The organism is Blautia sp. NSJ-175 (assembly GCF_022867815.1).
Taxonomy (GTDB): domain Bacteria; phylum Bacillota; class Clostridia; order Lachnospirales; family Lachnospiraceae; genus Blautia; species Blautia celeris.
In genome coordinates this window covers 125,309-147,382 of sequence record NZ_JALIFQ010000001.1, presented here as the reverse complement: position 1 = coordinate 147,382, position 22,074 = coordinate 125,309, and the positions used below count along the sequence as shown (strand labels likewise).

Annotated in this window: 21 protein-coding genes; all 21 read right to left on the bottom strand. The window is 42.6% G+C overall.

Going from position 1 to position 22,074, the window contains the following annotated elements:
* Nucleotides 1–759 (bottom strand): hypothetical protein, encoded by a 759-nt coding sequence (locus MUB35_RS00740; RefSeq protein ID WP_033142042.1) that lies wholly within the window; start codon nucleotides 757–759, stop codon nucleotides 1–3.
* The gene (locus tag MUB35_RS00735) at nucleotides 759–1,259 is read right to left on the bottom strand and encodes a hypothetical protein (RefSeq protein ID WP_033142043.1); all 501 of its coding nucleotides are present in this window, start codon (nucleotides 1,257–1,259) and stop codon (nucleotides 759–761) included. Before MUB35_RS00735 ends, MUB35_RS00740 begins: the two co-directional genes overlap by 1 nt.
* A 14-nt stretch (nucleotides 1,260–1,273) precedes the next feature.
* Complete coding sequence (locus tag MUB35_RS00730) at nucleotides 1,274–2,254, bottom strand: DUF5979 domain-containing protein (RefSeq protein WP_244805808.1); 981 nt, start codon at nucleotides 2,252–2,254, stop codon at nucleotides 1,274–1,276.
* Nucleotides 2,255–2,300: 46 nt separating this feature from the next.
* Nucleotides 2,301–3,173, bottom strand: coding sequence for a class C sortase (locus MUB35_RS00725; protein ID WP_148393972.1), 873 nt, complete (start codon nucleotides 3,171–3,173; stop codon nucleotides 2,301–2,303).
* Nucleotides 3,174–4,076 (bottom strand): class C sortase, encoded by a 903-nt coding sequence (locus MUB35_RS00720; protein ID WP_054350498.1) that lies wholly within the window; start codon nucleotides 4,074–4,076, stop codon nucleotides 3,174–3,176. It lies immediately after the preceding gene.
* 111 nt (nucleotides 4,077–4,187) lie between these two features.
* The gene (locus MUB35_RS00715; protein WP_054350497.1) at nucleotides 4,188–5,702 is read right to left on the bottom strand and encodes an isopeptide-forming domain-containing fimbrial protein; all 1,515 of its coding nucleotides are present in this window, start codon (nucleotides 5,700–5,702) and stop codon (nucleotides 4,188–4,190) included.
* A 112-nt stretch (nucleotides 5,703–5,814) separates the two neighbouring features.
* Entirely contained in the window at nucleotides 5,815–11,889 is a 6,075-nt protein-coding gene (locus MUB35_RS00710) for a VWA domain-containing protein (RefSeq protein WP_186970953.1), read from the bottom strand.
* On the bottom strand, nucleotides 11,879–12,088 hold the full coding sequence (locus tag MUB35_RS00705; protein ID WP_033142048.1) for a hypothetical protein: 210 nt from the start codon (nucleotides 12,086–12,088) through the stop codon (nucleotides 11,879–11,881). Before MUB35_RS00705 ends, MUB35_RS00710 begins: the two co-directional genes overlap by 11 nt.
* 212 nt (nucleotides 12,089–12,300) lie before the next feature.
* Nucleotides 12,301–12,750: a hypothetical protein gene (locus MUB35_RS00700; protein WP_207727849.1), complete on the bottom strand. Its 450-nt coding sequence runs from the start codon at nucleotides 12,748–12,750 to the stop codon at nucleotides 12,301–12,303.
* 36 nt (nucleotides 12,751–12,786) lie between these two features.
* Nucleotides 12,787–14,037: an AfsR/SARP family transcriptional regulator gene (locus MUB35_RS00695; RefSeq protein ID WP_243184271.1), complete on the bottom strand. Its 1,251-nt coding sequence runs from the start codon at nucleotides 14,035–14,037 to the stop codon at nucleotides 12,787–12,789.
* 169 nt (nucleotides 14,038–14,206) lie between these two features.
* Nucleotides 14,207–15,028 carry a prepilin-type N-terminal cleavage/methylation domain-containing protein gene (locus MUB35_RS00690; protein WP_186971035.1) on the bottom strand — a complete coding sequence of 274 codons (822 nt, stop codon included), beginning with the start codon at nucleotides 15,026–15,028 and terminating at the stop codon, nucleotides 14,207–14,209.
* Nucleotides 15,029–15,192: 164 nt separating this feature from the next.
* The gene (locus tag MUB35_RS00685) at nucleotides 15,193–16,020 is read right to left on the bottom strand and encodes an urease accessory protein UreD (protein WP_186970955.1); all 828 of its coding nucleotides are present in this window, start codon (nucleotides 16,018–16,020) and stop codon (nucleotides 15,193–15,195) included.
* 2 nt (nucleotides 16,021–16,022) lie between these two features.
* Nucleotides 16,023–16,628, bottom strand: a complete 606-nt coding sequence (gene ureG / locus MUB35_RS00680; protein ID WP_186970956.1) for an urease accessory protein UreG — start codon at nucleotides 16,626–16,628, stop codon at nucleotides 16,023–16,025.
* A 15-nt stretch (nucleotides 16,629–16,643) separates the two neighbouring features.
* Complete coding sequence (locus MUB35_RS00675; protein WP_054350488.1) at nucleotides 16,644–17,333, bottom strand: urease accessory protein UreF; 690 nt, start codon at nucleotides 17,331–17,333, stop codon at nucleotides 16,644–16,646.
* Nucleotides 17,330–17,812, bottom strand: coding sequence for an urease accessory protein UreE (locus MUB35_RS00670; RefSeq protein ID WP_054350487.1), 483 nt, complete (start codon nucleotides 17,810–17,812; stop codon nucleotides 17,330–17,332). The genes MUB35_RS00675 and MUB35_RS00670 overlap by 4 nt, the downstream gene beginning before the upstream one ends.
* 69 nt (nucleotides 17,813–17,881) lie before the next feature.
* On the bottom strand, nucleotides 17,882–19,603 hold the full coding sequence (ureB, locus tag MUB35_RS00665; RefSeq protein WP_186970957.1) for an urease subunit beta: 1,722 nt from the start codon (nucleotides 19,601–19,603) through the stop codon (nucleotides 17,882–17,884).
* A complete protein-coding gene (gene ureB, locus MUB35_RS00660; RefSeq protein WP_186970958.1) occupies nucleotides 19,600–19,974 on the bottom strand; it encodes an urease subunit beta in 375 nt (124 codons plus the stop codon). The genes ureB (MUB35_RS00665) and ureB (MUB35_RS00660) overlap by 4 nt, the downstream gene beginning before the upstream one ends.
* 16 nt (nucleotides 19,975–19,990) lie before the next feature.
* On the bottom strand, nucleotides 19,991–20,293 hold the full coding sequence (ureA, locus tag MUB35_RS00655; protein WP_186970959.1) for an urease subunit gamma: 303 nt from the start codon (nucleotides 20,291–20,293) through the stop codon (nucleotides 19,991–19,993).
* Between the two features lie 27 nt (nucleotides 20,294–20,320).
* A complete protein-coding gene (locus MUB35_RS00650; protein WP_054350486.1) occupies nucleotides 20,321–21,370 on the bottom strand; it encodes a formamidase in 1,050 nt (349 codons plus the stop codon).
* A gap of 29 nt (nucleotides 21,371–21,399) precedes the next feature.
* Nucleotides 21,400–21,726, bottom strand: coding sequence for a P-II family nitrogen regulator (locus tag MUB35_RS00645; RefSeq protein WP_186970960.1), 327 nt, complete (start codon nucleotides 21,724–21,726; stop codon nucleotides 21,400–21,402).
* 22 nt (nucleotides 21,727–21,748) lie between these two features.
* Nucleotides 21,749–22,072: a P-II family nitrogen regulator gene (locus MUB35_RS00640; RefSeq protein ID WP_054350484.1), complete on the bottom strand. Its 324-nt coding sequence runs from the start codon at nucleotides 22,070–22,072 to the stop codon at nucleotides 21,749–21,751.
* Between the last annotated feature and the right edge of the window lie 2 nt (nucleotides 22,073–22,074).

Here is a 22,074-nt window from a genome sequence, read left to right as displayed (position 1 = left end):
CTATCGTAAGCTGATATCTCCGTTTGCTGCAACATCTACGTCTACACCCCAGGCACTCTTGATGGCATCCTGTGCATTATGTGTCTGAACAGCATCCACTTCGGCTTCCACCTGGAAACTGTAACCGTCATAATCGTAAACCGTGGTGATGGTCTTGTAACCATTTTCATCAATTGTCTCATGTTCTGTGACCTTCTTGCCAAGCGCCGGGTCAATCCGCAGTGTGTCTGCGAACTCGGGAGTGGTTTCTCCTGCCGGAAGAATGCTGTTATAGTACAGAACCGTACGTTCTTTTGTGGATGCATTTTTGTCTTCGGTCCAGCCGTTGCCAGTCAGGTTCAGGTCAATCAGTGCGGGGGAAAGCGTTGTGTCTTTGACTGCATTTTCTCCTTCGCCTTTTGACCAGCTCTTATAGAGGATAACCCTCACATAGCTGTCTATGGAGCCGCTGTTCGTAACGCTGAGCTTCTCATCATATGTCTTGCCCAGTACCAGCTTCTCTTTCTTCAAATCGGATAAAAGAGTTCCTGTGCTCTCATTCCACTCATCGTTTTCATTATAGTCCCTGTAGCTGATTTTGTCACCATTTTCTATGAGGCTTACACCAATGTTTGATGTGCTCATCTGCACAGAATAGTTTTCACTGTAATAGGTAAGTGCCGCACGTGCACTTCCGACTGTACTGCCCAGCAATAACAGGGCTGCTGCTGAGAGAAGGATAACTGGTTTCACAGAAAAGGATTTTTTCTTCTTTTTCATTATTCACCAACCTCCTCTTGTTTTGCATTCCAGTCTGCATAGGGTTTGCCTTCATCGTCATATAATACCGGGGTACACTCCTGGGCCACGATAATATTAAATTCCTCCTCACTGTCTTTGGAATCAATCTTAACCTGGAGTTCCTCCGTTTCACCGCCTGCCGGAACAATATCACTGTAATAGTAGTAATCTTCTTCTCCGGGAGACCACTTCTGGCTGCCCTGATATACAAGTCCGTCCTGATATTTTTCTCCTGCAAATACTTTCACACGGACATAGCACTCATAATCTCCTGTATTTTTGATCACAATATGCTTTGTCCAGTCGCTGACCTTCTCCTCCGGAATCGTCACGGTGGAACCAAGACTGATGGTCACATCACCTGCTGCCGTTGTATAGGTGGTGAAGTACGCCATGGCGCTGTTCACGGATATACCTGCGGTGAGGGCAAGAGCTGCTGCTGCCAGACAAAGGCTTTTCTTATTGAATTTCTTCTTCATCGCTCCATCCTCCTTTACTCCTGCTCACCTGTACTATCTTTCTGCTGTTCCCAATCCCAGTCACCTTCATTGTAAGTAAACCGGTTGACTACACTGCTGCCGCCGTTGTTTCGATGGTCATAGGTATTTTCAAATGAAACACCAACCGATTCATCTGCAGTGATCACTGTCTGCTGTGTCCCGTCGGAAGTCAGTTCATAACTTGCTCCGCTGTATACCTCTGTTACCGTAACAGAAGCACCTGCCGGAATATGTTCTATCTTTACACTTTTTGTTCCCGGTGCGTCAAAGGAGACGGATACCACGTTGCTGTATACCACTTCATAATCCCTCTCTGCTTCTACCCGGAAAATGAAATCTGCTCCGCCTAAAGTGGCGTTATATGCAGTAAGGGTCTTTTCAATGACTAAATCCCCATAGCGCTCTGTCTGTGCCGGTTTTAATCCGGTGGTCACATCATATACCCAGGTGTCATCCTCTGTCTCGCTGTAATAGTTGTTCGGCAGGGAGATCAGATACGGGGTAAAATCATATGTATACTCCGGTGACTGTACAGATTCCGCAACAACCAGATACATACCTGTGGAGAGGTCTCCGGCAACGCCTTTGGATTTATCGCTGCCCTCAGGTTTCTGCATCTGTACCTCAGCAGTCGGGGCGGCTGCAAGCTTTTCTACCAGTTCGGATGCTTTTCCTGCAAGCTTCTCCCAGTCTTCGGCTGTTGTCTTATTGCTTATGGATGCAAGATCCAAATCTTCATATCCGGCCAATACTTTGTATTCACCGTTTTCCTCTACATCTGCCACTCTGTATAAATGAATGGGAATGGTCAGACTGTTCAGCTCTTCATACTGTCCGTCCAGTTCAAAGGTCAGGGAACAGCTTTTCTCTGTATCAATACCAAAGGCTGCATAAACCTTAGGCAGAATCGTTGCGGAAAGCATCAATGCCAGAGCCAGAGCCAATGCACTTCCTTTTTTTATTGTCTTTTTCATCTTCACATTTTACCCTCCTCTGAAAACTCATTCCCTATTGACCACTTTATGACTTCTTATTTTTTTTCCGTGGCTTGAACAGGAATTTCATTAAAAGTATCACCAGTAATGTCACCGACAATCCAAGTATCAGATATAACATGTAATAATTCTGTACTGCTTTCAGCATGGACTGAACCGGTGTGCTCTCTATCTCTTCCTCTCCGGTATACGGTACCCGATGCCCGCGGACTAAAAGTCTGTGGGAGTTGACGCCGTATGGAGTGCAAGTAAACAATGTTACATAGTCCTGGCCCTCTTCAATGGCCATTGCGCCGTCCAGGGTTTCCCTGTCGTCCTTGTCTATCATGGTGAGGATCTGGTCGACCTCATAAGCTAATGTATCATCCAGCACGTGGATGTAAAATAAATCTCCGCGTTTTAACTGGTCAATATCTGTAAAAAGCCTGGCGCTCGGAAGACCTCTGTGGGCTGCCAGTACACTGTGTGTACTCTCGCCTCCGATCGGTAATTTGGTTCCGTTGAGATGCCCTACTCCTGTCTGGAGAACGTCATCTCCGGTGCCATGGTAGATGGCTACCTTTATGTTGATCTTGGGGATGGAAAGGTATCCCATCACGCCGTCCTTGTTAACGTTAAGAACTTTCCAGTATTCTGTGTTCTGCAGTTCTTCTTTGTCTTCGCCGAATACATCACCGTACAGGTTATTCTCTGTCAGACTTTCATCAAAGGCTCTTGCGGCGTCCCATTCTTTTGTAAAATCTTCGGGCGTCATATCGCCAATCACTTCTTCATAGCTGCTTATAAGCTTGCTCTGGCGGTATGTGTTCCATTGGTTGGAAACGGTTGGATAAACCAGGATGCCAAACCCTGCCAGAAATAATAATCCGAACAGAATGGTTGAAATTTTTCTCTTCATTTATTTGTCCGTCAGCTCCTCATTCTCCTGTTTTTCATCAGAATTAAGCTTTTTCCTTAATTTCTTCTCGCGGAGGTAGAGGAATATAACAAAGGCTGCTGTCACTGCCAGACCTACGATCACCCAGAATAAATAGCTTGTGTGCATGCTTACTCCGGTCAGAAGGGAAGTTGGTGTCTCTTCCATCTCTGTCTCCTCATAAGGAACACGGTGTCCGCGTACAAGAAGTCTCTGGCTGTTCACTCCGTAAGGGGTACAGGTAAGAAGGGTAACTAAATCTTCTCCTTCCTCCACTGCCAGACCATCGGTCTCCTCGGGTTCTACCACTGATACCTTATCCACTTCATAGCAGAGGATATCATCCAGTATATACAGAAGGAAGTGATCCCCCTCTTTCATTTTGTCCAGGTCGGTAAACAATGTTGCACTTGGCAGTCCTCTGTGGGCAGAGATTACAGAATGTGTACTCTTACCTCCAATGGGAAGTGAACTTCCTTCCAGATGGCCAGCTGCTTTCTGAAGCACCTCATCATCCGTGGTGTGAAATACAGGTATTTTCACGTTGATTTTAGGAATTTCTACATATCCCATCATACCATTACCGGAGAGGTTAAGACAAGACATATATTCGTCATCTTCCTCCTCGGATGCTTCTGCTACGGCAAAGGAGTCTGGGAGGATACTGGGAAGAAGGGCGTTGTTATAAGCTGTCGCGCGGTCTGCCTCGGCTTTGTAGTCGATTTCACCTGCTGCGCTTTTTTCATTTACCACTTCTTCATAACTGCTGATCAGTTTACTCTGTCTGTAGTTATTCCATTGATTGGATACGAGGGGATACAGCAGCAAGGACAAACCGGCTAAAAACAGAAGGGAAACAATGATTATGTGCGATCTTTTTTTCATCCGGACTCTCCTTATTGTTGTATTTTTCTAAAATGCCGGGGCGGGCCGACCGCCCCGGCATTTAGTTGTTGCTTAGAATTGTTGATGATAATTATAATTGATTATCATTAATTATTTTGCAGATTTTCTGCGGCTTGCGAAGAACAGGCCTGCTGCTACGATCATGATGAGGCATCCGCCGATTGTGAAGATTGTTGTACCGATTCCACCTGTGGATGGGAGGGAACCAATACCTGTATTTAAAACTGTAACAGCCGGTGTCTCTGCTGGCTTACCATAACTGATTGTGGAGGTCACTTCCTGATTTGTTACAGTATCAAGTATTGTCACATCATAAGATATAACCTTACCATCTTTATCTTTAATAATTTCACCAAATGTAATTTTATATACTGTATCATTTATTGTATATCCAGTTGGTGCCTTTGTTTCTTTTAAGTAATATGATAAATCACCATCTAAACCTTTGAATTCAATATCAAATTTCCCATCCTTAGTAGTTGTCATACTATCAAACACATCACTTAACACCTCATTTTCATAACTTCTATAAAGTGTAAATTCAGCACCAGCAAGGCCATTTACTTCATCACCTTCACCAACTTTCTTAAGTAATCCATCCAATGCAAAAGTAAAGGTATATTCAGTATCTTTCTTTGCGCCAGAATCATCACCAGGCTTAGTTGTATAATTTACAGTAACCTCATTTTCACCAACTACGGTAATTGCATCTTCAGTCACTTTAGCTGAATATGTAATCTCTACTGCCCGTTCTGCTTCTGTTGCTGCTGCTAAACCTAAAATATAATCACTTTTAAATGAAATGGTAAACGTTCCATTTCCAGGCCTATACTCATACTCTGTTCCATTTGTAAGCGGTACGCCATTTACTTTTACAATAGGTGCATCTGCAGTATATTCCAATCCATTTATTATTGTATCAGTAATATCATATCTAGCTGATTTATATTCACTGCTATAGGAAGGAATTGTACCTTTAACAGTAAAGCCAACTTTCTTACCAACTTCCTGTTTCTCTTCTGTGGGATCTGTTATTGTTTTTTCAATTGTAATTTTCGTTGATTTTGCATATGCATCTGTGGTATTTAATTTCCAATTGTCCTTTGCACTTACTGGAATATTTTCCATTGTATTATCAGAACCAGACACTGAATAATAAACACTGACAATCATTGGATTATATACTTTATCTGGATTCTCTGTTGGAGGTGTTACTAAAATCATCCATGTACCAACTGTTAATTTATCAACTGTCGGATTAAAATTGTCCATTTTATATAATCCAGTTGGATCTTTAGCCAAATCGGTAATCATAGAATCTGTTATCTGTGTTTTGGCATCTATCACTTTCTCGTTTTCTTTTATTGTATCATTTACATTAATGCCCTCTGCCCATACATAACTATTAAAACCATTAGTATCATACTTCGCATCAATAATCTGATAAGCTGTAAAAGTAGCTCCCGCTTCAACATCATTAATTGTGACTAAAGCGCTGTCACTCTCCGTAGGTTTTTCTGGATCAGCTGCAAACGTCGTCATGCTCATTCCGAGCACCATTGCCAGTGATAATAACACTGCAAAAATCTTTCTAATTTTTTTCATAATTCTGTCCCCTTTTCTTTTTTGGCCTTTGCCCAATTTTGCTTTTCGTATACTAATTCCTATACGTTATATTTTTCGCGGTACCGGGACCGCTGAAAAGCTTCTTCATGTCTTAACTCTTCAGCACCCCCCTGCTTTTGTTTTTATATAAGATTAGTGCAGCTGCCATCATGAGCAACATACCACCAATCGAATACCAATAAATTCCTTTTCCCCCTGTACTTGGCAATTGATATATAGGGGTATTCTCATATACATAAGTATAAATTCCTGCTGCTATTGTTGAATCACTACTTATTACAGCATCACCACATTTAATTATCGGCTTTCCGCCTTTATAATTAATTGTGATTGTCCATTTATCACCACTTACCATATATCCAGTTGGGGCCTTCGTTTCTTCTAATATATAAGTATCTGGTTCAAAATCTGCCGAAGCTACTGGCTTATCGCCTAACTTCCATTCTATAATACCATTTACATTAGATTTTCCATTATAGACAAGTGGTTTATCATCTGCACTTTTTAAATTAGATGCCGTAAGTGTAAACTCTGCATCAGGCAGCCATAGAGATGTTTCACCTTCTGATGAACTCTTCTTAACTATCTGCCAATTATCAACTTTTCCATTTGTAAATATTGCAACTCCCAGGACACCGCCATCTTTTGCATCATAAGTATAATTATTCTTAATGACGTTTTCATCTGTTTTATTAATAATGTATCCTAGTTTGAAGGTTGCTGCCTTTACATCTGAAGATAAACTGCATTCTGTGTTTGTATCAGTTCCTATAGAGGCATACAACAACGTGTATCCATCTGTATCACTCTCTCTAATCCTATACTCTCCACGTGAAAGTCCTTCTAATTTCTTCAGTTCATTTTCTGATGGGCTAACTTCCATACCTGCTTTTGTACCTTCTGGTACATTGATTTCTACTGTAGCCATTTCAGTATAAGTTTCATCATCATTCTTTTTCTCAACAATGAAACTAAATATTTGGTCGTTAGTTGCATCTTGCTCCAATTTCTTAATAAGCTGAAGCTTACCGGATATTACATTTACAGTATAGGTATCTGTTGCTTCTACAATGTTGTCATCTATCGCATCACCTGTTGTAATTTCACCTGCATGATGTGATACAGTATCACCTGGTTCTATAGTGTTGGCATCGCTTTCTTCTGTATGATCGCCCGCATTGTAAGTTACCTTTAAATAATATACAACACTGTTCTCCGGTGACGCTAATTCTGATATGTTCACTTCCTGGGTACACTCTTTATCCGAATACCATTTGAATGTAAACTTATCTGCTGATACACCTTCATATTCATTTACAAACCATTTGTCAATACTAGCCATCTTACTTTGAATGGTTTCATCGCCTGTCTGCGTTGTATAAACAGGTATAGTATCACCTTTATATATGGTAACTTCGTATGGACTAGTATCAAGTGTAGCTTTAACATTAACTGTAGGATTGATAAATGGAATCGTCTTATCTCCAATTATAATTCCAGAACCCTCCATGTTGGTTTTAACTGCATTTCCACCAATGTAATCATCTTTTGCTTTTACAGTAAATGTTGCTCTCCAACCTGGGACACTGTTACCGTCTGAATCTTCGGAACTTGGTAAAATACTTGTTTTCCATTCCACGTATTGATTTCCATTGTCATCTACTCCTAACGTGGCCCCATCCGGAAGACTACTCTCCACTACTTCAAATCTAGGATCTATATAGTCTCTGATTACAGCGTTTGGTATTGTTATTCCAGTAGTTGTCGCATCTATAATGAAATCAAAAGCATTAATTAATTCATTGGCATTATTTGCTGTATAATTCCAACCAGCCTTACTTGCTAATTGGGAAAGCCATTCAGAAGTCTCTGAATCTAAACCAAATCCAATTGTGAACACTCCTGCGTTTCCATCTTGGGTATTCTTTAATTTATCTGCATATACTACAGCATCATCTTTATATCCCTCGTTCGCGGCGCCATCTGTCAAAACAATTACATACTTAGGATTTGATGAAGTAGCTAACGTGGGGTTTTGTGCCTTCTTAATGATATTATACGCTTCTTCCACCGCATCACTTGTTTGTGTTGCGCCATCTGCCACCAATTCGTTGATAGCCGCTGTTAATTCGCTTTGGTTTAACCCAACATTTGATAAGTCTGTTACAGTACCAACTCCACTGGCAAATGGAACAATTGCAACTTGGCTACCCGGTGATTTCGCCGCTAACTGATCAATAAATCCTGAAGCTGCTGTCTTGAGTGCATCGATTCTGGTTGTAGGACTTGCAATTTCTTTATATATTGTATATCTCTTTTCAGTTGTAATCCCGTATGAATACGTATCAGCAGCATCTTGATTATTTCGTATCGTACCTGCATTACCAGAATAATTATGGTATTTTATTTTCCAGTACTGTCCACTTTTCCATATCTGATACCATATCCCATTCTCATGCAAATAATACGTTCCTGCATCTAAGTCTTTTATCTTCTGGGAAGCATAGAGCTGATCATACTCACAATCCCAGCGCATACTGCCAGACGTATCTAATACCATAACTACATCTATAGGCTGTTGGCTTTCTTCAGTAACACTGGTAATGAGAGAAGATGCACTAAGTGTAATATCATAAGTCCGTTCATCCCAATTATTAAGCTGTACTTTCTTATCTTTATTCAGTCCTTGGCTATAACTCCAGTTTGTGATTTTAGTTATTTCATCGCCACTTTTGTTTAATAATATTGCTACACCTTTTTTAACTTGAACCGTCCATGTATCTGTTGTTACCAGGTAACCATCAGGCGGTGCAGTTTCTTTTAAAATATACGTGCCATCTTCTAGATCTTCAATTACAATTTTGCCATCCGCACCAGATATGATTTCACTTTTGATTGGTTCACCAAGCTCTTCACCCTCTTGTTCCGGTTTATTGTACAATGCGAATGTTGCTCCTGCGAGAGGATTTCCATCCTGATCAACTTTTTCAAAAACAAGTGAGGCATTTCCTACAATTTGAACAACTGGATGTGGGAACATAACTTCTTTTGGCACATCATTTACCGTGTATGTCATTTTTGCTTTATCGTTATCGTTTGAGAAGAATCCCTCCTGTCTAGAAAAAGTCCCTGTATCTGTCTGCCCTACTGCATTGTATCCATTGTTGTCTTTATAATCTTTGAATGCCTGTTCTGAAACATCAACGTCATTAATGATAAGTGTATATGTATAATCTGGACTCAATTCGTAATCCGATGGTAATATACAAGTTATCGTCTTTCCATTAGTAGCAAGTTTTGTTCCAGTCAAACCGGCTAAATTCAATGGGATATGATTATTCTCTTTAGATTCATCTTGCGTCTTATTGTATCCCGCTGTTCCAGTAATTACCGGCGTAGTTGTGGATTGACTCCACAACTCTTCATTCGTTTCGACTACTACGGTTTTATCAGCCTTTCTCGTAATCCTCAGCCGATATGTTGTAGTATCGGAGGATTCCACATACTGGCTTAACGTATCTGTAACAGTTACATTTTTACAAGCTATTTTTGTAACTGTAGAAGCAATAGATGAAAACACATCATTTAAATCCTCTAATTTGCCTGCACTAAACATCTTTCTTTCAATAGATGCTGGGGCTCCCGAACAGCTTATATCATTTTTTCCAATTTTAACCGTTCCGCCTTCTGTCAATGCTTTTAACACGTTATATCCAGTTCCGCTCAACTCCTCAAATGCCGAACCAAAACCAATACCATAAAAATACTCAACGCCAGATAATGTCTGAAGCTCCGACCGTGCATTCTCAACATCGTAGTAGTTTGTAGCCGTTCCAGTACTGCTACTATCACCAATATAAGATGTTGGTAAACCGTCTGTCAGGAAAATCACTACTTGGCTTGCACTTTTTCGTACTTTACTATCCGTTAATAGTGATTTAGCTTTTCTAAATGCAGCTTGATAATTGGTTCCATCATTAGCCTTTAGGGCTCTAATTGCAGTATACATATCTGAAACAGATTGTGTCCAGGGTTGGTCAATTGAAGCATTACTTTCTCTTCCATCATTACTTTTTCCGGAAAAAGAGACTAGCGAATACTGAAGATTCAAACTATTGTTATCATGCAAAGTACTCAACAATTTTTCCGCAGCTACTTTAGCATCACTCATTTTATCATCATTATCCATACTACCTGACCTATCAATAATAAGTAATACATCGAGTTTTGCTTTATCAGTTATGCTACCAATTGAGCTTGACACATCTAATTCTAAATTATAATTATTGTTCTTCTCATCTACCTGATTTGCTCTCTTAGCTACTGACGGTACTGGCTCTGCAATATCACCTGCGTCGTCAGAATTCTCTGTAAAAATATAGTAGATATCTTTTTCATTACCTGAATACTCAAGATTAGTCCAAAACGTATATCCCTTATTATCCTTAGAGAAATATAGCTGATAGGTATTATCTCCTCTCTTCAAATAATTTGCTAAAGTTCCATCGTTTGCATTATCTAATCTAATCTCTTTAAAGCTATATCCTTCAACGTTTCCTAAGTGTCTTTCATCTCTCAAATCAACTACAGTTGTACTACTTATATCATCAAAAGCAGAGCTAATCCCTGTTATAAAGCTATCAGGAAACTCTCGAAAAGCAGAACCGTCCATATAGCCATAATGTGCTGTCACTTTTGCTTTATAATAGCTTCTTTTCCATGTAATGGTATATGCTGAGAAACTGTCCGTTACAAATTCTGCTTTCTTCACTTTTGCATCATCTGTAGTTTCTACCGTAACTACATTACTTGTATCTACAGCCATATCAACTACTGCTTTAACGTCACCTGTATTATTTTCTTCGAGATGCATTACCGTAACATCAAGATTAGAATCCTCCTCCATCCCTTCAGGAATAGCCTCTTGATTATAATTTATAGTAACCTTTACATCTCCATTCGGCTCAACTTCTTCTCCAATCTCATTAATAAAGCTTATATCATAAGCTAAGAATCCTGCGATGTCGTATTCTTCATTCTCTGCTTTTTTATTAAGTTGTTCTTCAACTTCTTTATACTTTTCCTCAGTCTCTTCATTATCGGAACGAAGCGGAACAACTTTTAAAGAAGCACCAGCCGGTATCGCATCTTCTGTATAAGCATTTACATTAATGGTTACATCATCATCTGAATACTCTAAAACCTGAACCGGGGTCTTCTCTACATAACAACCATAAACTGTAGAAATCCTTCCCTCCATCAGAATCTGATCTGCTGTCCCATCTTCCTTTACAGAAATCTCAGACAGATCATACTCATCAATATTCTCAATGCTCTGTCCTGCATTCTGAAGGTTTTCAATCATTTCACTCTTCTGAGTGATCTCTACGATTTCATCCTTATCATCCTGCACTTCCGGGTCAGCCGGATCGAGGTAGAAAACATTTGCTTTCTTTGTGTCTTCGATATGAAGTCCGCTGCCTTCAAATGTAATAGCAATTGCTTTCTGAGGTTCTGTTACTTCTCCGTTTACTTTAAACTTAATATCATAAAGTATGTAATCACCAAGGATTTCGTTCTCCGGAAGTGCTGCTGTCATCAGTTCTTTTACGTGATTTTCTGCAGCTTCGTCCAGATAATTAACTTCCATGGTTATTTCAGAAGCGTTTGCCTGAAATGCACCTTCCGGTATATTTGCAATTACACGCTGTGTAACATTTCCTGCTTCATCTGTGAACTCTTGTTTTAATTCTGTTGCCTCTGATACGATTTCAACTTCAGGTTCCTGTTCTGTCAAATCTGTTTCTGTTTCCTGTTCAGATGCTTCATTCTGAATTCCATTACTGCCGACCAGCTCTGTTACACCAGATACGCTGTTTATGTCTGCAGCCGGTTCGTCTTTGCTTTCTGCTGCGCTGGGTTCAGTGGGTGTCTCTTCCTGTGTTTCCGTAGATTGTTCTGCAGGTGTCTGTTCTCCTTCAACTGTTTCTCCTTCAACTGCTTCTCCCTCAACACTTGCTGTTGCAGGCTCCTGACTGGCTCCGCTCTCCGGTGCGGGAGTTCCTGCTGCTACCTCACCATCTGCCATAGTAGATATGCCAGTACTCAGCATCAGGACCATGCAAAGTACAACTGCTAATACTCTTTTCTTTATATTACTTTTCATGGCTTCCTCCTTCTACTATTTTTTCTTCTATTCCGGATATTGCTCCGTCTATCAGTTTCAATAACTCCAATGCACTGCGAAAATATTGCTCCTGCTGTTCTTCTACCCACAGGACACTGCCCTGCCATGTGGCATTCTGACATTCATGAACCTTTACTATAAAAGTTCCTTTATCTTTCTTAATGGTTTTGCCACTCACAACATTCTCGCCTCCTTTGGGTTATTTTTTCGACTCTTGCTTAACTTTGTTCTTATTGTACTGAAAGGAGCATTACGCAAAGCATTACATCCATTACTTTTTTCAAAATATTTTTCAATGTTTCTTCTTGTGTAATGGTTCTATGAAGATTTTGTGAAGTTTATGAAAAAAGGGCAAAAAAATACCGCCGGATTACCGGCGGCACAATTGTGTCAGATTTCATATTCTCCAAGTGCACTGTCTATGAGTTTGATCAGCTCTAATGCACTGTAAAAATGCTGTTTTATCCCTCTTTCCATCCAGAGTACATCACCCTGCCACGTAGCATTCTGCCTGTATTGGACATATATGGCAAAGGTTGCGACACTGCCTTTTTGCTTTAGAATGGTTTCCTGAGGTATTTTCTTCTGTAATTTGAGTATTGGTTCTTTATCCCTTTTTATAAAACTGCGGCTCTCTGTGGAAGCCTGGGGGTAGCTGATGCAGTCATAGAGCTTATCCATGAGATGCAGCAGCTGCACCACATTTTCAAAGCACCGTGGCTCTTCGCTGTAGCACTGGTATAGACGCCCGGAAAACTCTCCCCGGTCACTGGTATCAACACAGACACTAATCAGGTTAGGCGCCGATATATTTATATTTAAACCCTCTTCTTTGTTCATAGTCCACACTCTCCAGTCATTTCCGGGTCTTTTCTGTTAATCCCAGTGGAACCCGTTGCTTCGGAAACTTATTCTGGAATTATCATTCTCCACATCAGCTATAGATGATACATAGTATTCCAGATATTGTTCCCATGATTTATGTTCTCTGGCAAAATAGCGGGAAATGCGGTCAAAAATCATAGAACAGTTTTCCTGATTCGTGCCTACCAGCAGAATCAAAAACTGTGTGGGACTATATTTTGTAAAGGAATCTCCCCTGCGCAGACAATGTTTGATCGCGTCATACAGTTCATCGGTCATAGCAGCCAATTTCTCTTTATTTTCCATTGGATGTCCTTTTCCGTCTGTTACTGTGCACAGCATAAGGTACACTGACTGGCCGCTCCGCTCAATGATTCGCCTTACCAGACGATAGCCATCCCGGAAACTCGGCAGGTTGCAGTAAAATGCCCCTTCCTCTTCCTCTTCTTCTTTCAGGCCGCCCTTGATCTCATTGAGTGCCTGTGGTTTGTGGCTCATCTTGGCGCTCATTTCTTTAAACTGGTTCATCATTTTTTCTGAAGGACTGATTCCCAGCTCTTCAAAAAACAGTTTCGCAGTATCTTCATAGAGCTGAATTGCTTCTTTATATCTGTTCAGAGCCATGAGACAGTCTACCTGAACAGACTGCCATTCATCGAAAGGATACAGCTCACTTGCCTTTTCACATAAATCCAGTACCGTTTCATATTCACGCTGTTTCATGAGGGTATCGCATATTTGTCCCAAAGCCTGTGTGTATTTCTTTTTATACTGAACGCTTTCAAGAAGTACCCAATCCTCACCGGACAGGCCCGGAAGGAATTCTCCGTGGTATACTTCACACGCATCTTTTAAAAGCTGAATTTTTTTATCTTCGTTGTTTTCCTTTTCACTTAAATCCACAAGGTTGGAAAATACCAGGGCATCCACTTCAACTTCCATTGGGCCTGACCAGCGGTATATGCCTGACTTTATCTGGATATAATCATATTCGGGAAGGCCTGCATCCACCAGCATTTTCTTGAGGCGGTGGGAAGTCACTCTTAAATTGTTGGCTACATCAGCCAGTTCTTCTCTTCCATATAAGTTTTCCAGCAGTTTGCTTCTCGCTATTCCTTCATCACCGCAGTGGAGCAGTATCTGAAGCAGCTTCATGGACTTGGTTGCTGTATTCCTGCGGAAGGATATGGGCTTGCCGCCATATTCCATGGAGAAGCCTCCCAACATGTGCACTTTTAACACCGGTAATTTTTCTTCTTTCATACTCTCTCCCATTTGTCTGCACGCCTCCGCTCGTTTTATTGCCCTATCATATCATTATTTTTAATTCTAAAGTTTGTACTATCTTTTGTCAATGGTTTATGCGTCGACAAAAGTGCCGTTCAATCACCCAAATATGGTGTTGATTTTCCATATGAATCTGTCATTTCAATTACGATACCTTTTCAAACCCTTTTGCTTTAAGATAAGCTTCCATACTAGCATACTGTGGTTCATCTTTTTTATTTACATTATATATATCCGCAATTACTGTCGGCGCTGCTTTGCCTTTATCTATTGCTGTGCTCTGATATACCTCTCCATCTATATAAAGCAGATTGGCTTTCCATTGTGAGTTTGATGCAGTATTATCCGCAGTGGCAAACAATATCATTTTATCTTTTGACAAGAAATAGGGTTTCCAATACAATTCTTCTTTATTGGAGGCAAAAGATGTTTTGTTCTTAATAACACCTGACACCTTCATAAATCCCCCTTTTTCTTCCATGACTTTTTCAATTAGTTTATCTCTAATAATGTAGTCTTTTCCGTTATGGGTAAGTTCATTATAATACTTAGAGCACGTAGAAACATATCCCTTAACGCTATCAACACATTGACATATAAACTCTACATGCTGCTGGCCATTCTCTACAGATATATCAAGCTCATATTTTTCATTATACACAGGACAAACTGTTATGTCTTGCGAACAGTATCCTTTCTCAACCATATAATCTAAAACATCTTTTCCTAAAATCATCTCTGCGTCTTTTTCTAAGGTACACACTGCCAGCTCCGGTACATCCGTCCCCATAATCTGAAACTGCGTCGCCAGTTCATGTCTCTGATTCGCACATTTGGCGATCTTGGACTTCTGCACGTAACGTGTAATGGAAGGCACTGCCACTGCGGCAAGTATCAAAATAATTACAATTACTACAATTAATTCCACCAGGGTAAATCCCTGATTCTTCTTTTTCTTTTGCAGCATTTTATTTTCAGCCTTTCCTTTTACGGGCATAATTTGCCAATATTTTTTATATTCCCATCATATTACTAAAGGTTTGTCTCTGTCAATGATTTCTGTATGACTATAACGTAAAAAATGGGCACTTTATATCTAAAATGCCCATTTCTCATATTCTTAATATTTTATTAAGCCCCAACTATAAGTTTACATAATTCCTGAAGCTGCTGTGCCTGTCTGCCCAGGATACGTACTGTGGCATCACCTGATGCCAGGAAAGATACACCGCCTTCCACATCTTTTGTGGTTTCCAATATAGTTCTGACCTTATCTGCCCACTCATTGTCTTTTTGCAGGCCGCACAGAAGCAAACTGGCCAGATGTGTATATCCTTCGTACATGCCTGTTTCTTCCATGCATAATATATCAGGCGCATATCTTGTGTTGTCTCTGTAGATCAGTCTGTCTTCCCGCCATACCTGAACCAGGGAATGATAATATTGATAATCAAACCTTTCCCCGTAAGCGGTCCGCCCACAGGAGAGTATATCCTGAAAAATAAACTGAGAAGTTTTATTCTGCAGCTTCACCTCAACAATATTATCAAATGCAGAATTTTTGAAAGGGATTGCCGGCTGGGGCATATAATATAAGAAGGAATCTGCTTCCTGACAGATACGAATATGGCGTCTGGCACATCCATCTTTCATCTTATGGATTTTCTCAAAGGCCTGAGAGGAGACCTCCAGCTTTGTTCCCCTGCCCACATGAAAATGCTGTGCCTGTACATCCCCTTCCATAATTCCCGGAGACGCGCTTAATATCATAACCTTCAGCTCACCCTTTTCACCGTCAAATGGCTCCATCACTTTAAATGGCGCCGTAAAATGCACTTCGTCCAGAACCGCCTTCTCCCCGCGCATGCAGGAGGATAGGTACAACTCTGACCTGCGCCCAAAGCTTCCTCCGCTTCTGTTCTCATAAAATCCGGTTGCTGTAAGTGATGCTGCTGCCATATTTATTCCTCCAGAAGTACATTTTTTCTGATCCAGGCAGCCACTTGATCCACATGTTCACCTGAGCGGATGTTTGTGAAGAGAAAAGGCCGTCCTCCCCGCATTTTTTCAGAGTCACGCTCCATGACTTCCAGGCTTGCCCCTACATAGGGGGCCAAATCTGTCTTGTTGATGACAAGCAGATCTGACCGTGTAATTCCAGGCCCGCCTTTTCTCGGGATTTTATCTCCTTCTGAAACATCGATGACAAATATGGTGGCATCCGCCAGTTCCGGGCTGAAGGTTGCAGAGAGATTGTCGCCGCCGCTTTCAATGAACAGCAGGTTAATATCCGGAAACCTCTCCATCATCTCATCCACTGCTTCCAGATTCATGGAAGCATCCTCCCGAATAGCAGTATGAGGACATCCTCCGGTCTCCACTCCAATAATCCGTTCCCGGGAGAGGACCGAATTTCTGCTGAGAAATTCCGCGTCCTCCTTGGTATAAATATCATTTGTAATCACCCCAACACTGTAATCCGATGCAAGTTTTCTTGTCAAGGCTTCAATCAATGCCGTTTTACCTGAACCTACCGGCCCTGCTACACCTATTTTCACGTATGACATATATCTTTCTCCTATCTATGACATGTAAATTCTTGAATACAGACACTCATGCTGCATACTCCGGACAGCAAATCCCGGCGCGGATATACATAGATCAGACTCTGTAAGTTCTCCCACTCTGCCGGTAATCTCTGTAAATATGTCAGTCATGCTGTTCAGCAGCTGCTGCCCTGCGCTCTGGCTTAAGGGTATTGTTTTTACACAGTTTGTGACCATGGCTGATATCTGCGCATAAAGGAAGTGATATATGGCAGGCTCTTTTTCTATCCCTGCTGCCGAACAGAAAACACCATATGCACAGGGATGACTGACACGCTCCTCTGCCGCCTCTGTGTATCTTTGGAAAATGCTGCTTCTATAGGAAATGTCCAGTCCTGCAGTGGTTTTCAAAAAGCGGGATCCTAATTTGCGGCTGGCCTCCCGGATTTCCCTTGGACTGCGGCTGGCCTCTGCAATTTCCTCCAGTCCCAAAAGGGCCTCCAGATCATCCATGTCTGCATATTCCCAGGCCAGCCTTATGAGCAGCAGTTCATGATACAAAAGGTTTGTTCTGATATTCTGCCGGATATAGGCGTCAGCTGAAGCCATATCACAAACAATCCCCTTTTGAATATATGTCTCCAGACCATAGGAATGAGAGTAGCCTCCGATGGGAAATAAAGCATCATTGATCTGAAGCAGCAGGAAATCCTTATCCCCACTCAATGGACATGGGCGCTGACTCCGGCGGAAATTCTTCTGTCAAAGTCAAGTTTCGCCCGTCTGACCGTGACACTTATGCCATGCATTTGGTTCAGCATGCGGAGCATGGATTCACTGTAGGGTGTGATAAAGCTGTTCCTGTCCCTGCCGTAAAACAGGGATGCATGGCGGTTTCCTATTTCATAACATACTTTCGCTGTCATTCCCGGATGGTTTCGCATTATCCATATTTCAATGACATCGCAGTCCGGAATGTTCACTGCAATTACATTTTCTCCTTCCTCCCACAGAACATCTCCCTGGCGGATGCCTCTTGTGAGAATCCTGTCATCCAAACGAATCCCTATCTCCGTACCATCCCTTGTTGTCTTGCGGTGGATTCTTTTGAAGGCTTCGTACCACTCAATGTCCACATAGTCGATTTTCCTGCCCTTGAAACCGGAATCCCCGATATTTCCTAAAATTTGCTGGCATAACATCATTTTCTCGCATCCTCCTTTTTACTTCGTGGCAGTCAAAGCCGATATTCGGAATCCGCTTTGCTGCTTGGATTAAAATAAATGGTACATTTGAGCCAGGGGAAGCACTTCTGCAGGTTTGGAAGTAAGGGGGACTTTATCTGCAGTGACTTCATATGTCTCAGGATCTACTGTTATGACAGGGGTCTTGTCATTAAAAACCATATCTTTTTTGCTGATGCTGCGGCAGCCGGAGACAGGGAGAATCTGTTTCTCCAGTCCGTATTTTTCCTTTATCCCTTCTTTTACAGCCGCCTTGGAGACAAACGTAGCACAGCAGGAAAATCTGGCTTTTCCGTGAGCGGCAAACATAGGCTGATACATGACAGGCTCTGTTGTCGGTATGGATGCATTGGCATCGCCCATTTTTGATGCGATGATCATTCCGCCTTTGATGATCATGTCAGGTTTTACTCCGAAAAAAGCAGGATTCCAGATGACCAGATCTGCCATCTTTCCTTTTTCCACAGAGCCTGTATATTGGGATATACCATGTGTTACAGCCGGATTGATGGTGTATTTGGCTATGTAGCGTTTTACCCGAAAATTGTCGTTTTCATTTCCCATATCTTCCGGGAGAGGGCCGCGCTCATCCTTCATCTTTCCTGCAGTCTGCCAGGTTCTGGTTATTACCTCACCGATGCGTCCCATGGCCTGGGAATCAGAACTCATCATACTGAATACTCCCAGGTCATGCAGAACGTCTTCTGCCGCAATGGTTTCCGGTCTGATGCGGGAATCCGCAAATGCCACATCTTCAGGTATTTTCTTATCCAGATGATGGCATACCATCAGCATATCCAGGTGTTCATCCAGTGTGTTCACAGTAAAAGGCATTGTGGGATTGGTGGAGGACGGCAGAATGTTTGGCATGGAAGCCGCCTTAATGATATCAGGTGCGTGACCGCCCCCTGCGCCTTCTGTATGGTAAGTATGTATGGTACGGCCGGCAATGGCACGTATGGTGTCTTCCACGCATCCGCCCTCATTCAGGGTGTCTGTGTGAATGGCTGTCTGCACATCATAGAGGTCAGCAATGTTCAGGCAGTGGTCTATGACTGCCGGAGACGCACCCCAGTCTTCATGGATCTTCAGCCCCATTGCACCGGCTTTTATCTGCTCTGCCAAAGGCCTTTCATCGGAACAGTTTCCTTTTCCCAAAAATCCCAGATTCATGGGGTATTCTTCCGCTGCCTTAAGCATCATTTCCAGATTCCAGGGACCCGGGGTACAGGTGGTTGCATTGGTTCCATCTGCAGGGCCTGTGCCGCCTCCGATCATAGTTGTCACACCGGAATACAGGGCACATAAAATCTGCTGGGGACATATAAAATGTATATGGCTGTCAATACCTCCGGCTGTAACAATCATCCCCTCACCTGCCAGGGCTTCTGTGGACGCCCCCACAGTCATCCCCGGCGTAACGCCGTCCATGATATCCGGATTTCCCGCCTTGCCGATTCCTGCTATTTTACCATCACGGATACCGATATCTGCTTTCACGATTCCTGTATAGTCCACGATCAGGGCATTGGTAATGACAAGATCCAGACAGCCATCTTCTCTGGCTGCCTTCACGGACTGCCCCATACCGTCGCGGATCGTTTTGCCGCCGCCGAACTTTATCTCATCCCCGTAATGGGTATAGTCTTTTTCTACTTCAATGACCAGGCTGGTGTCTGCAAGTCTGACTCTGTCACCGGTTGTGGGACCGTACATCATTGCGTAATTTCTTCCAGATATGATAGTGCTCATTTTTCTGCCTCCTTCAGAAAACCTTTTTTTGCAGCATTATCCATAGCTGCTATTTTACTGATTTCTGTAACCTGGGCACAAGTAAGATCATTCAGACCGAAGACGCGCCCGGAACCACCCATGGAGGTGAGGAAAACGCTCTTTGTCTCACCCGGTTCAAATCTCACGGACGTGCCGGAGGGAATGTCCAGGTGAAATCCGTATGTCTTTACACGGTCAAATACCAGGTATCTGTTTACCTCAAAGAAATGATAGTGTGAACCCACCTGGATGGGCCGGTCCCCTGTATTCGTCACAGATATCTCCAGGACAGTTTTATCTTTGTTCAGTATAATATCCCTGTGTTTCGGCATGATTTCTCCTATCTTCACGTTTTTTTCCTCCTCTTTACCGGATTGGGCTGTGTACTGTAACCAGTTTTGTTCCGTCCGGAAATGTGGCTTCAACCTGTACTTCATGTATCATATCTTCTACACCGTCCATAACGTCATCCCTGGTGAGGAGGTTTCTGCCCAGGGACATTAACTCTGCAACATTTCTGCCGTCTCTGGCATATTCCATAAGCTCAGAGCTGATGTAGGCAACCGCCTCTGTATAATTTAACTTTACACCGCGCGCTTTCCGGCTGGCGGCAAGCTCTCCGGCTGTGTGGAGCATTAGTTTTTCCTGTTCCTTGGGTGTTAATCGCATTTCAGAAACCTCCTTTTGCTGCATTTCTCATTTGCCTGTATAGCTGTGTATCTTATGAGGGTCATCATAGGGCTCTGTGCCAAATCTTCCTCCCGTTGTGGGATAACCATAAATAGAGCCGTCTTTAATCTCCACTTCATCCTCCCACGGCAGGCAGTATTTTCCCTCTGCCAAATCCTTGATGTAAGTGAGCTGGGTATCCGGCTGTCCGCCCGGGTATGCCACATAGCCTCTGTGTCCCAGATTGTAAATGTTATTCTCCAGTCCCCATTCCCTTCTGGCTGCATCTGCCTTTTCCGGAAAAATCTCAGCCGTAACGATTTCATAGGGGTTTCTCTGCCCCTGTACCAGTACCGTACCGTCATAGTTGGTGATCTGTCCCTCACCAAAATAGTAGAACACCCCGTCATATCCGGCCAGATTGACAGATACTGTGTACATAAGGTTCTGCCATGCATTGGATCGGTTTGTGAGAATCCACTGGTCATTTACCTGGGTGCTGTAACCGGAAATGCGGATATATACATTACATCCCTTGTATGCTGCCTCCCGGGCCAGTTCAGGAATCATGCCATCGTGACAGATACACACGGAAAGTTTGGAACCTCCCGGGCCGTCACATACGGGCATTCCCAAATCTCCCGGATACCAGGGTTCTATAGGATTCCAGGGGAAAAGTTTGCGGTAATGCAGGCAGATTTCTCCTTCCGGGTTAATGATGATTGCAGAATTATAAGGATTTTTATCCGGATCAGGATTCCTTTCCATAATAGAGAAGACACCGTATACACCTGCTTCCCTGCAGGCCTGCCCGAAAATCTCAGTCTCCTTTCCCGGAATATCGCATAAAAATTCATCAGTCAGCCATTTTGATGTGTTCAGTCCCTGGGTGCTGTACTCAGGAAAAATAATCAGTTCGCAGCCCGGATAGCCGGCTTTTGTGGCATGAAGTGTTCTGACAATTTCCTGCACCTGCCGGTCAATGTCCGCTCTGGAATTGACGATTGGTGCCGGAAACTGGACGGCTGCCGCTAAAAATCCATTGCCTGGTTTGTTCATACTTCCAATACTTCCCATACTGATTCCTCCTTAAAATGTATTCTGTGTCAGAGCTTTTGCCCTGCACTGATTCTATAAGTGTCTGTTATTGGCAGCACAAAAATCCTTCCGTCTCCCGGCATTCCTGTGCTGTTGACTAAAGTAACCGCTTGGATCACTTTATCCGCGTCTTCATCCTTTACCGCAATGATAAACATACGTTTTGGCACTCTGTCTGATTTCACCACTGTAAGATCGCTCTGTGTTATGTTAACTGCCGCTTTTCCCCTGCCTAAGACTTTTCTGCCGGTAAATGCCGGAAGTCCCACGGCTTCCAGTGCTTTTTTGGTAGCCTCCGCCATGGCCGGCCTTATGATGACAATAATCTCTTTCATATACACTCTCCTCCCGGTCAGGCTACAGCCCTTCCTGCCTGGTGCTGATGGTATAGGCACGCTCAACAGGCAGGACAAATATGCGCCCGTCCCCATTGTTGCCGTATCCGGTTCTTGCCACATCCATAATAGTGGTGCATACCTGCTTTTCATCCCTATCTTCTATAATCATAAAAAGCATGGTTTTAGGCAGCTCATCATATTTTACGGAACCTATGGTGATTCCCTTTTGCTTTCCTCTTCCATACACATCCATCTCTGTAATGGAAACAAAACCCTGCTCCTCCAGCGCATCCAATACTTCTCTTGTCTTTTCCGGCCTTATGACTGCACGTATCATTTTCATTT